Origin of the sequence: Confluentibacter sediminis, from assembly GCF_003258355.1 — a bacterium.
Classification (GTDB): domain Bacteria; phylum Bacteroidota; class Bacteroidia; order Flavobacteriales; family Flavobacteriaceae; genus Confluentibacter; species Confluentibacter sediminis.
Genome location: NZ_QKPO01000011.1, coordinates 116,584 through 128,779, shown reverse-complemented (window position 1 = coordinate 128,779; position 12,196 = coordinate 116,584). Strand labels below are relative to the sequence as shown.

The following is a 12,196-nucleotide window of genomic DNA, read 5'->3' as shown; positions in this document are numbered from 1 at the left end:
ATTATTTATTAGGTTTTGGAATGAAAATAAAATTCTGAAAATCTTGTTGAAACTTAGCTTCATCAAATTCATAAAAAATAGTGAGCTCATTAAATTGCCCCATTATATATCCCTCTTTTAAAATTAATTGAGCTACATCTGAATTGCTAGGGTTATTATTTTTCCACTTATCTCTTAATATCTCAATACCTAAGATAGGTTTGAATCTTTTTAAACCTTTCTTAAAACCTCTCATAACTTCTAGCTCATGTCCTTCAACATCTATTTTGATAAAATCTAAGGTTTTGATATTATTGGCTTCCAAAAAGCCGTCAATTGATTTAGACTTAACCTTAATTATAGTAAAATCTTCCTTATTCCTAATTTGAGAAGCAGTTTCTGCAATTGCCGCATTTGGAGGGCAACTAATTCCTTTTTGAATTAAAAATTCCACCTCTTCTCTTTCTCCACTTGACAGTGCAACATTATGAGCTATCACGTTTTTAAAAGATTTAGTCCTGTTTGTTAAGAAGTCAAATGTCTCTTTATTTGGTTCAAATGCATGTATAGTTCCTTGAGGCCCCGTTTTTTTTGAAATAGAAATTGCCCATCGACCAATATTTGCACCTATATCTAAAACCGTTGCCCCGCTATTTAAATACATTAACGTTTTAGAAATAAGTTCTTTTTCAAATCTTGAGTCTGTATCAAAAATACTTTTGTATAAATGATGTCCTTTTCTAGTGAATGAATGACCAAAAACTTTATTAAACAAATCGAAAATATCTCGCTTTATTTTATCTTTTTGCATATATCTTTAATTTTGGGGAGCTGTTTATCTTTATATTTTCACGGCTACATAAATGAACATAATTTCCTAACTCTTCCTTTTCCAGTCTAATTAAGAAACCATATCCGTGTTTTAATGTCTTGTCATCCAAAACAACTAATTCTGTTATATTTAATCTAAAATCTTGATTACTTGTTTTATGAGGTTCAAAATACAACTTTTCTGTACCAATTTTTGGATAACGATTCCAACTGATTTCATTTTCTTTCCATGCCTCTTCAATATTCTCAACAATCAACCTTGTATTACCAGAGTGCTCGGGTTTTTTCACCTTATATAAGCCAGACTTATCGTTAAAATAAAGTTGCAAAAAAGCACTGTCTATTTTTGTTCCTTTTGGAAATTTGTCTAAATTAAAATATAGTGCTGCTCTGTTTAAATAACGCTTTCCATTAATTGAATCGCAATAAATATTTAACTCCGTTTCACTTCCATAATTATTATTTGAATTAGGGATACTCAAGACAGCATCCATACCATTTATTTTGCTATCAAAAGCATAAACTATATTACCTTTTCTTTGACAAGACAAAAAAACAAAGATAAAAAATGCAATGGCTAATTTAATAAATTTTATCATCTCTCTTTTTAATTACTCTTGCAGGAACGCCAGCAACAACTGTATTTGGCTCCGTATTTTTAGTAACTACTGCCCCTGATGCTACAACAGTACCTGTTGCAACTATTACACCAGGCATTATTATTGCATTTGCACCTACCCAAACATTATCTTCAATTATAGTAGTAAAACGTATTTCACCTTGATTTTTTATAGGGATATCAAGTTTGTTGAAATTATGATTTTCTGATAGAACGGTTACTCTTGGTCCAAAAATTACATTATTCCCAATAGATATCTCTCCTCGTACTCCAATAAAGCAATAATGATTGATAGCAACATTATCACCAATTGTCAGTTTGTCTCCAATTGCTCTTAAAACTCCTGTACATTCAATAATTGCAAAATCACCTAACATAAAATTGTCGCCTATTTTAACACCATTAATACTTAATGCATTTATCAAGCTATATCTACCCATATTCAGATTTCTTCCACAAGAAACTTTCCCAGAGAAAAGTACTTTGGCGCCTTTTGCCGCAAAAACCAAACCTTTTGTACTAGTTTTAATTTTTACCTTAAAAAACCCTCTTAATATTTGCGTTGCCTTATCAAATAATATTCTGGTAGTTTGCCTTTTACTAAAACAGTAGGTGATAGAATAGTCCTCTTTCTTCAAACGAGATATTAATTTTCCTAGCATATCAAGTCTTTGTAAATCTCTGATATTTTTGCAAAATGGTCATCTTCATTATATTGCTTTTCAGCCTCGATTGCGATTTGCTGGTTGTCTAAATATTTATTTTCCAAGACGATTTTTTTTAATTCTTCATAAATCTTATCAGATTTAAAATCGACCAAATATCCATTCAAATCATCCACCATCTCTTGAAAACCGCTGTGATTTGATGCAATTACCGGCGTACCCAGCATTAAAGATTCTAAAACAGACATTGGAAAATTATCATACCAAATAGATGGATGAATAGTAAATTTGGCGTTGGCAACTAACTCTATCAATTCTGAACCATATTTTGGGCCCAAAACCTCAATATTATTGGAAGGTTTAATAACCATGTCTCCTTTTCCAACAACTTTTAATTTATAATTCATTTTATCAAATAAATCCACTATTTTTTCAAGTCCTTTTTCTTTCGATACTCTCCCAAAGTAAAGAACATATTCCTTGCGTAGGGCAATAGTTTTAAAATCTTGTTTAGGAACACAATAAGGCAACCTTACAATTTCCTTGTATAATTTTGGTTGTATAATTTTTTTAAAGAAAATACTAGGGCTTATAATAGCATCAAAATATTTTTTGTACGAATTTAAAATATTATGATGTAAATAAGATTCTGCCATTCCTACAACACTTTTTGAGAAAGATTGATCGAAACATTTATTAATCGGAGCTTTATAATACTTTCCATGTAAACATTTAATACATACTTCATTTTTATGAGGAATATATAATCTATGGTTTGGGCATGCTAATTGCGAATCATGTATTGTATAGACTATTTTAATATCTCTTTTTTTAATTTCAGATAAAATTGATGGAGTTAATTGAAAATTAAAATTGTGTATGTGAACAATATCTGGTTTAAACCCATCTAGAATGACAGCCAATCTTTTCTTGTTTTGTTTAGAATATAAAACGTTTATTGATTCTCTTAATTTGGATTTTAGATCTGTTGTTGTCTTAAAATCTATTCCTCTAGCAAAACAGTTATAAGTGTCGGGAACCTTATTGTTATCGTCCTCCATCCCCCAAAATTCAACCTCAATACCTTTTTTAATTAGAACAGTTGCCAAATTAAACATATACGTTTCGGCCCCTCCTACAATTTTCATATACTTATTTATCTGCAGTACCTTCATTATGTGTTCTTAATTTATGTATTCCAAATATTAATAAAAAAGTAATAATCTCAAAAGTGCTAAAAATTACTGCTGCAAAATAAAGACTTTTGGCTGTCAAGACAAAATATGTAAGTGCTTTTAAACAAAAAACCGCTCCAAAGGCTACCACTGTTTGTAATGTTTTATTATTGTAGTTATTGTGTAATAACTTTAGCTGATAAGCAGCATAGAACGGTAGAGCCAAACAAAGAATTGCCAAGATCATCGCGCCTGGTTTGTAATCAATAGGATAAATAACAGTATATAAATCTTTTAAATACATGACATAAATTGCGATCATAATTAGGTTAAGGGCTAAAAATATCAGAAAGTGCTTTAGTTTGACTCTATAAAATAGAGGTTTGAGATTAACCGTAATAAAAGCCATGAGAAATAACGTTGCTGCACTATAAAAGTTATATGCTGAGGAAAAATATGCTACTTGCTTAAAATCCAGATATTTTTCTAAAAAGAAAATATCCATTCTTCCAATACCAACTTGAAAAACTTGGTAGAGAAAGTAATACTTAGTTTTACCTAATAAAGGCACATAATCATTAAAAGGAGGAATAAATAATTTGAAATTTAATTTCCTTAGATTAATAACAAAGAATATGATGGTAAGCACTAGGCCTATTAAACTAAAACCAATACATATCCCCAACAATGATATTTCAATATCAAAAATATATAAAACAAGCATTAATATTAATCTGGCAATAGGTTCAGAACTTGCTAAAATTATATCATTTTTACTTTGTTCTAGTCCTCTAAAAATAATTTGTATAAATTTTACAAAACCTGTATTAAGAAAAAAAAACGTTACCAGAAAAGTAATCCAAAATGAATTGGAGGTCCCCACAAAAAACAATGGTACAATAAAAAGGACTACAAGGGATTGAAATAATCTGGAGTTTATGGATAAATCTAGTAATGAAGAATCTTTTTTTATTGCATTGTTAAAAGTAAACCAACTAACTCCTAAGTCTGCAAAAATTGTAAACCAACTTGCAATTGCTATAGAAAAACTATATATACCATAATCTTCAACAGAAATAATTCGAGTTAATAAGACAATTACTATGAAAGAAATAGCTTTAGCCCCCATTTCAAAAAATGGGACTAAGAATTTAGATATATTTAATTTTAATGCTCGTAACAAAACCCCTAGTGAATTCGTTCCTTAATAACAGAACCATATACTTCAAAATATTTTGGAGCCAAAGTGTTCCAATTAAATTCATATACCCTACTCTTTAGGTTAAATCTCATTTTTTCATATTCGACTTTGTTTGAAATCAAGAAATCAATTTTTTCAATCCATTTAGACAAATCTAACTGTTCCATAACATATGAATCCCGACCACTTCTTAAAATACTATTTGCACCAGCATTATATAATGAAATCACAGGCAATCCGAATGACATACATTCTATATAAACCATACCATAAATCTCTACTGTACTAGGCATTAAAAACAATTTTGAAACATTATATAAGTAGCCGAGTTCTTTCTGTTCAAGTTGCGGAATATATATAATATCTTTCGATATTTCGGCGATCCTTTTCTTTACTAATTCTTCATATTTTCCTTTGCCTACTATCACAAATTGGACATCACTATTGTTAGAATAATGGGCTGCTAAATCCAATATAAAAAATGGATTTTTATCATCGATAAGTCTACCTACAAAAAGTATAATATCTTTAGTTGTATCAATACTATTCAAGCTATCAGGTCTTTTTTGATTCAAATTAGAATGGAGTTTATTACTATCAAAACCTACAGGAATAACAAAGGTGTTTTTAAAACGTTTTTTTACTATATAGTCTTCGGCAAATTTTGTCTTGCAAATAACAGCAGAAGTACATTTTCTTAAAATTGGCAAAAACAAAATGTCATAAACTCTTTGAATTAATTTATGTCTAGTCTCATTATACTCTTGATACATCCCCTGCCATAAAACCATTGGAACATTATTTAACTTACACCAAACTCCAACAATTACTGATTGTATAGAACTATCTTCAGAAACTTGAATAACAGTATAGTTATTCGATTTTAAAAATTTAAATAAATTGATAAAAACACCTTGCTGTGCTATCAACTGTCTGACTCTCAAGTAGACTATTTTTACTTTATTATTATATCTTATTTGTTCCTCTATATTTTTATTATTAGCATAGTAAACATCAACCTCAAAGCCTAAATCTACTAGTTCTTGAGCTAATCCTAACTCTTGTAAGTTATAATGATTAACTGAAAGGTATTTAGTCGAATTTCTTATTATGCCTAATTTAAATGTTTCTCCTTCCATATACTTTTATAATTATCAGTTATTTGACACAATAAATTAAGTATCGATTGTTTGTTTTAATATGTCTTTTAGGCTATCCCTCCAATGTGGCACTTCTTTAAGATATTTAACCTTTATTTTGTCCTTACTTAAAATACTATTTTTTGGTCGAGAAGCAGGAGTTGGATATTGGTTGGATGTTATTGGGATTAATTTTATATCATTTTCACATATAGCAAATATCTCCTTAGCAAAATCATACCAACTTATATTGCCTTCGTTACTATAGTGATAAATTCCATTTTCCTTTTCATTAGAATTTAGAATAAATATTAAAAATTCCGCTAAATCATTTGCATTGGTTGGTGAGCCAATCTGGTCGTTTACTACTTTTATTTCATTTCTTTCCTTTCCTAACTTAAGCATGGTTTTTACGAAATTATTTCCATGCCTTGAATAAACCCATGATGTTCGAATAATAAAAAAACGTTCTAAAATTTCCTGAACATATTCCTCTCCTTTGAGCTTTGAAGTGCCATAAACATTAATTGGGTTTGGTTGGTCAGTTTCTAAATATGGTATGTGTTTTTTTCCATCAAAAACAAAATCCGTTGATATATGAATAAGAGTGGCACTATAGTCTTTACATATAGTTGCTAAAAGCCTAACTCCCTCTGCATTCACCAAAAATGCTTTTTCTTTTTCGCTCTCTGCTCTATCTACAGCTGTATATGCAGCACAATTAATTAAATAATCAATTTTATGATTTTTAAAAGCATCAAGAATAGAGTTTTCGTTTGTTATATCTAGCTCCGTGGAAGATTTAAAAATCCATTTAATACCAGTTGTGTTTATTGAAATGTCCTGTAAACACTTACCTAATTGACCATTAGAGCCAGTAACTAATACTGATATCATACTTTAGCGGTTTCTAATTTTGGTAACAGTAAATCTTTTTCAGAAATTATAAACTCATCATCATTTAATTTCCAATTTATATTTAATGATTCATCATTATAAATTACACCGCCTTCTGCTTCTTTATTATAAAAATTATCACATTTATATGAAAAAATAGCTGTGTCGCTTAAAACAATAAAACCATGAGCAAATCCTCGTGGTATAAATAATTGTCTTTTGTTTTCTTCTGATAATTCAACAGAAACATGTTTTCCAAAAGTTAAAGAATCTTTTCTAAGATCAACGGCAACGTCTAATACCTTCCCTTTAATAACTCTTACTAGTTTTGCTTGCGCATGTTCTCCAAGTTGATAATGCAAGCCTCTAAGGACTCCTTTAGAAGAAAATGATTCATTGTCTTGAATAAAATTTACGCTTTTATCAATTAATTTATTGAAAGTATTTTGATTGAAACTTTCAAAAAAATAACCTCTACTATCTTCAAAAACCTTAGGCTCAAGTATAAAACAGCCTTTTAATTTAGTTTCTTTTGCAATCATTATTTTTTATTAATCAAGCCTAGCAAATTTTTACCATAGCCACTTTTCAATAATGGTTTTGCTAAATTTTTAAATTCTTCTTCATTTATATAGCCCATTTCAAACGCAGCTGCTTCAATCGCTCCAATTTTTAAACCTTGGCGTTCTTCTATAACTTCTACAAATTGAGATGCTTGCATTAAGGACTGAAATGTACCAGTATCTAACCAAGCTGTTCCTCTATCTAATATGCTAACATTCAGTTTGCCTTGTCTTAAATATTCTCTATTAACATCTGTAATTTCAAGTTCTCCTCTATGGCTAGGTTTTATATTTTTTGCAATTTCAACAACAGAATTATCGTAAAAATAAATACCTGGCACAGCATAGTTTGATTTAGGATACTCGGGTTTTTCTTCAATAGAAATAGCTTGTCCATCACTATTAAATTCGACCACGCCGTAACGTTCTGGATCATGCACTCTGTAGGCATAAACAATACCTCCGTTTGGATTATTATTTGCTTGCAATAGTTTTGCTAAACCAGTTCCATAAAATATATTATCTCCTAATATCAATGCCACTTTATCTTTTCCAATAAAATCTTCACCTATAATAAAAGCTTCGGCTAGGCCGTTAGGTGCATCTTGAACCGCATATTCAAACTTACATCCATATTTTTTTCCATCACCTAATAAATCTTGAAATAACGGTAAATCTTTAGGGGTCGAAATGATTAAAACCTCATGGATTCCTGCGTACATCAAGGTAGATAATGGGTAATAAATCATTGGTTTATCATAAATAGGCATCAATTGTTTACTTACAGATAATGTTAATGGGTGTAATCGAGTTCCTGAGCCTCCTGCTAATATGATTCCTTTCATTGTTTAAGGGTTACAAAGTTATATGGTTATGGGGTTATAAAGTTATAATTAATTTAAACTTTTTATGAGGTTTGAAAGCATATTTCTAATAAAATAAATGCGTGTGTTTACTTCTTCAACCTCTTTAATATATCCCAGCCTATAGGAAATTTCTATTTGTGTTTCAACTTCTGAAAGTGACCCTAAAGCAATGTATAAAAATCTAGAATATTCTTTTCCTCCTTTTCTACCTGCTCCTTCTGCAATGTTAGATGGGATTGAAACAGAAGCTTTGCGTAATTGAGACGTCAATCCATAAGCTTCTTTTGATGGAAAATCTTCTGTTATAACATAAATCAGAACAACAAAATCCATAGATTCTTGCCAAACTTTTAAATCTTTATGGGATTTAATTTTATCCATTGCTTAAATTCACTAATCTGTCGTCTCTTATAACCTTTTAACTTTATAACCTCTTAGCCTTTCAACTATACTGCTTTTCATAATAAGATTGATATTCCCCGCTAGTCACACTATGTAACCAATTCTCATTATTTAAATACCAATCAATCGTTTTGTTTAACCCTTCTTCAAAAGTAACTGAAGGCTGCCATCCTAATTCCTTATTAATTTTAGATGCATCTATAGCATATCTTAAATCATGTCCAGGGCGGTCTTTTACATAGGTTATTAGTTTTTCTGAACTGCCTTTTGGCCTGCTTAATTTTTCATCCATTTGTTCGCATAATAACTTAACCAAATCAATGTTTTTCCATTCATTAAAGCCTCCTATATTATAGGTTTCTTTGTTTTTTCCTTTATGAAAAACCAAATCGATAGCAACTGCATGATCATTTACATATAACCAATCTCTTGTATAATTTCCATCCCCATAAACTGGTAATGGCTTGTTGTTTATAATATTATTAATAAACAATGGGATTAGCTTTTCCGGGAACTGGTTCTGACCATAATTATTGGAACAATTTGAAATGACATAAGGCATGTCATACGTTTCACCATATGCCCTAACAAAATGGTCTGAACTGGCCTTGGAAGCGGAATAAGGCGAATTTGGGTCGTATGAAGTCGTTTCGGTAAACAATCCTGTTTGCCCCAAACTGCCGTAAACCTCATCTGTGCTAATATGATAAAAGAGTTTGTTTTGAAAATTATCTTTCCATAAATTTTTAAAGGCATTTAAAAGAATCATGGTTCCAATAACATTGGTTTTAACAAATGCTAAAGGGTCTTTTATGGAGCGATCTACATGTGACTCGGCAGCTAAATGAATCACAGAATCAAACTTATGTTTTTCAAACAACTTATTTATAAAGGTCTCATCAGTAATATCTCCTTTAACAAACGTGTAATTGGGTTGCTCTTCTATATCTTTTAAGTTCTCTAAATTACCCGCATAGGTTAAAGCGTCTAAATTAAAAATGTGGTAATTTGGATAGGCTTCAACAAATAATCTTACTACATGTGATCCTATAAACCCAGCTCCTCCTGTTATTAAAATAGTCATATTTTAGTTCTTTTTGTAATTTTTAAGATAGGTATTTAAAGATAATAGTAAGAAAATAAATAATGCTAAAATTAACATAATAGATGGTACAAGAAACTTATAACTTTTAAAAATACCTTTTTGTTTTACTCCTTTATTGGGAAAATCGGAGATAACATTTAAAATACTGGATTTATTAGCACGTTCCTCATTAAGCTCTACTAAACTAGTTTTTAATTCTTCCATTTTATTTATTAATGCCAGCTCTTTATTGTCTTTGCTACCATTCTCGCCTAGATTAATAGAGGTGCCTTGCATAGGGCGAGCCGCCTCTTTTTCCATAACTCTTTTATAGAGTGATTGTAATGAGTCTATCTCTACAATTTGCTTATTATAAAGTTTTTCTTGTAATTTTATATTATCCCCATTGGTCTCTTTCTGAAGTTTAAAATAATTATTATTTGAAATGGAATTAATAATGACGGGTTGAATTTTTTTTGCTATACTATTATTTGTCGCTATAACAGATACCGTATGAAATCGGGCATCCAAAGAGTTAAAATTTTTAAGATATGCTTCCATGTCAATAGCTTTTTGGGTAGTGGTATCTAGACTACGCACAAACTCATCAAAAAGCTGTACTTTTTGGTTTTCATCGGAATACGATTCTACTTTGAATTCCTTTATGGTGGAAGCCTCTTTTTTAGAAATAGATAATGCATCTGCTAAAGCAGTGGAATCTTCGGCTCGAGCCAATTCATTATAAAAATTGATATTATTATACAACTGCTGTACACTATGGAAATTTGGCTCAACGACCATAGTAGAAATATATTTAGGCTCTTTTATAAAATCCAAATAGATTCCTATAGCTAACCCAATACCTCCAACAACCACTAATTTTATAAAGTTTTTTTGAAGAAAAAGTAAAAAAAGTATAATAACCCCAAATATCCCTTTAAAGATACTTCCTATAAATTTGAAAAAACGGTCAAAGGCATTGCCTATCAATTTAAATAATTGTCCCAAATCTACTTCTTCAGATTGTTGTGGTTGAGGCGATTCTTTACTCATAATTCTACAATTGTTAGTTAAATAGTTGTTCTAATATTTTTCTTGTTATTAAATAGGTCGGTCTTACACCTGATGTTCCCAAGCCACCCGACGCTAAAGTACTTCCCGTTTCTAAAGGATTATCACTGGCATAGTAAGCATATCTTACTTTTACCTCTGGACTGATACTGCCTCTAACTTTTGATGCCGCTTGGATGGCTTTTTGGTAATGGGCCCCTTCCATTTCTAATCCGATAACATTCCATGTGGAATTATGAAAGAACTTTAAAATGTCTTTATTTTGAAGCGATGTGCCTAAAACGGTAATCATGGATCCTTCATACACATGGACACCTTGATTTTCTAAATCTTCTTTTTTTAATTCATTTTTAAATGGATAATTATCGGCTGTGCCTTCAAAAATATGTGCCGATGGAATCATAATATCGCCTTTACCTCCCTCTAAAATACCTGCTTTTCCCATAATAGACACAGACTTAACATCTAAATGAATTTTATTGCCTTTTATTTTATAAGGTTTTAAAAGTTCATCAATTGTTTCATAAGCTTGCTCTCCAAAAGCATAATCCATCACTAAAATAATAGGCTTTTCCGATTTTAAAAGCACTTTATCTGCTTTAATATCAATCTTATCAAAATCTATTCTATTGGTATCAAAAATTTGAACATCTATATTAGTTCCTGAGGTATCTGCAATAAAAGTCATTCCGTTTTTTAAAGCTTCTTTTGTGACCTTATTTCGTAAGTCTTCATTTTCCTTCTTACTAAGTTGCTCATACACTTCAAAAACATCTTTTTTTGGAAATACTGTTTTTAGACCTTCGGGTGCAAATAGTGTATTCATAACACTATGCATATTGGCACTTATTATATGAATGGGTCGTTCTAATAATCCATTCTTGTAAAGTGTCTCCTTTATGGAATCTGCCCAAATATCTCCATGAATATGATGCCCAATGCGTTCTCTTAATACCGGACTAAATGTTATGGTTCGTTTGTTGTTATCAAGTTGCTCCTCTATCGCCAATTTACCTAGCCAATAAACAATGTGCAATAACCTTTCCGGTTGGGTTGGTGTCGCAAAATCATTGTAAACGGATATCAATTCGTTAAATGTTCGTCCTAAAATATTAGCGGTATGTGTAATGGCAACTTCTCTTTCTGCTTGGGTCAACTTCTTTTTTGATAAAACCGCTTTTTCTAGCTTTATCCAATCTCTAGTAGTCGTGCCTTCTTCATGAATTAGAACTTTATTACTTATTTTATGAGACTCCACAAAAAGAAAAGTAAGATGTGTCAAAATATCATAGATTTCTGAACGTCCTCTGGTAATCTCGATATTCATTTGTTCATCATCTATGCGATAACAATTTCTTCTTCTTTTTTCTGGGATAATGGGTTTAAAATGTGAGCTAGAATAGCCTTCATCACTTGTTAGATTAATAAAAGTACATTCTTCAATACCTTGTGGCAACCTATCTATTACATAAAGCAACCCTGCTAATTCTGCTTTTTCTTCACCTATAGAACCATAAATTTCTGGTCTTAAAAGCAATAAAGACTGTCTTAAGGTGTCTCCTGAAATGCCCATAGGTTTATAAAACCCACGGTTAAATAAATGGCGCATAGTTATATACATTCTTTCGATTGCATTCGAGCTTTCTTGCGCCCTTGTTCTTTCGTGATGTTTTTTGTTTTTCATAACTATTTTTAGCCCTACAA

13 protein-coding genes are annotated in these 12,196 nt (G+C 30.7%); all 13 read right to left on the bottom strand.

Annotated elements, in window-relative coordinates; genetic code table 11:
- Nucleotide 1: 1 nt before the first annotated feature.
- Nucleotides 2–790, bottom strand: a complete 789-nt coding sequence (locus DKT72_RS10775; protein WP_111308748.1) for an FkbM family methyltransferase — start codon at nt 788–790, stop codon at nt 2–4.
- Nucleotides 777–1,409, bottom strand: coding sequence for a DNRLRE domain-containing protein (locus DKT72_RS10770; RefSeq protein ID WP_111308747.1), 633 nt, complete (start codon nt 1,407–1,409; stop codon nt 777–779). The genes DKT72_RS10775 and DKT72_RS10770 overlap by 14 nt, the downstream gene beginning before the upstream one ends.
- Entirely contained in the window at nt 1,393–2,091 is a 699-nt protein-coding gene (locus DKT72_RS10765; protein ID WP_111308746.1) for an acyltransferase, read from the bottom strand. Before DKT72_RS10765 ends, DKT72_RS10770 begins: the two co-directional genes overlap by 17 nt.
- Nucleotides 2,085–3,242, bottom strand: a complete 1,158-nt coding sequence (locus DKT72_RS10760) for a glycosyltransferase family 4 protein (protein ID WP_162623296.1) — start codon at nt 3,240–3,242, stop codon at nt 2,085–2,087. Before DKT72_RS10760 ends, DKT72_RS10765 begins: the two co-directional genes overlap by 7 nt.
- Before the next feature lie 4 nt (nt 3,243–3,246).
- Nucleotides 3,247–4,452, bottom strand: a complete 1,206-nt coding sequence (locus tag DKT72_RS10755) for an oligosaccharide flippase family protein (RefSeq protein WP_162623295.1) — start codon at nt 4,450–4,452, stop codon at nt 3,247–3,249.
- A gap of 5 nt (nt 4,453–4,457) precedes the next feature.
- A complete protein-coding gene (locus tag DKT72_RS10750; protein ID WP_111308743.1) occupies nt 4,458–5,609 on the bottom strand; it encodes a glycosyltransferase family 4 protein in 1,152 nt (383 codons plus the stop codon).
- Between the two features lie 36 nt (nt 5,610–5,645).
- On the bottom strand, nt 5,646–6,506 hold the full coding sequence (rfbD, locus tag DKT72_RS10745) for a dTDP-4-dehydrorhamnose reductase (RefSeq protein ID WP_111308742.1): 861 nt from the start codon (nt 6,504–6,506) through the stop codon (nt 5,646–5,648).
- Nucleotides 6,503–7,048 carry a dTDP-4-dehydrorhamnose 3,5-epimerase gene (gene rfbC, locus DKT72_RS10740; RefSeq protein WP_111308741.1) on the bottom strand — a complete coding sequence of 182 codons (546 nt, stop codon included), beginning with the start codon at nt 7,046–7,048 and terminating at the stop codon, nt 6,503–6,505. The genes rfbD and rfbC overlap by 4 nt, the downstream gene beginning before the upstream one ends.
- Complete coding sequence (gene rfbA / locus DKT72_RS10735; RefSeq protein ID WP_111308740.1) at nt 7,048–7,914, bottom strand: glucose-1-phosphate thymidylyltransferase RfbA; 867 nt, start codon at nt 7,912–7,914, stop codon at nt 7,048–7,050. The genes rfbC and rfbA overlap by 1 nt, the downstream gene beginning before the upstream one ends.
- Before the next feature lie 48 nt (nt 7,915–7,962).
- Nucleotides 7,963–8,316: a four helix bundle protein gene (locus tag DKT72_RS10730; RefSeq protein WP_111308739.1), complete on the bottom strand. Its 354-nt coding sequence runs from the start codon at nt 8,314–8,316 to the stop codon at nt 7,963–7,965.
- Nucleotides 8,317–8,377: 61 nt separating this feature from the next.
- On the bottom strand, nt 8,378–9,421 hold the full coding sequence (gene rfbB / locus DKT72_RS10725) for a dTDP-glucose 4,6-dehydratase (RefSeq protein WP_111308738.1): 1,044 nt from the start codon (nt 9,419–9,421) through the stop codon (nt 8,378–8,380).
- Between the two features lie 3 nt (nt 9,422–9,424).
- On the bottom strand, nt 9,425–10,474 hold the full coding sequence (locus DKT72_RS10720; RefSeq protein ID WP_111308737.1) for a hypothetical protein: 1,050 nt from the start codon (nt 10,472–10,474) through the stop codon (nt 9,425–9,427).
- Nucleotides 10,475–10,487: 13 nt separating this feature from the next.
- On the bottom strand, nt 10,488–12,176 hold the full coding sequence (locus DKT72_RS10715; protein WP_111308736.1) for a DUF6909 family protein: 1,689 nt from the start codon (nt 12,174–12,176) through the stop codon (nt 10,488–10,490).
- Between the last annotated feature and the right edge of the window lie 20 nt (nt 12,177–12,196).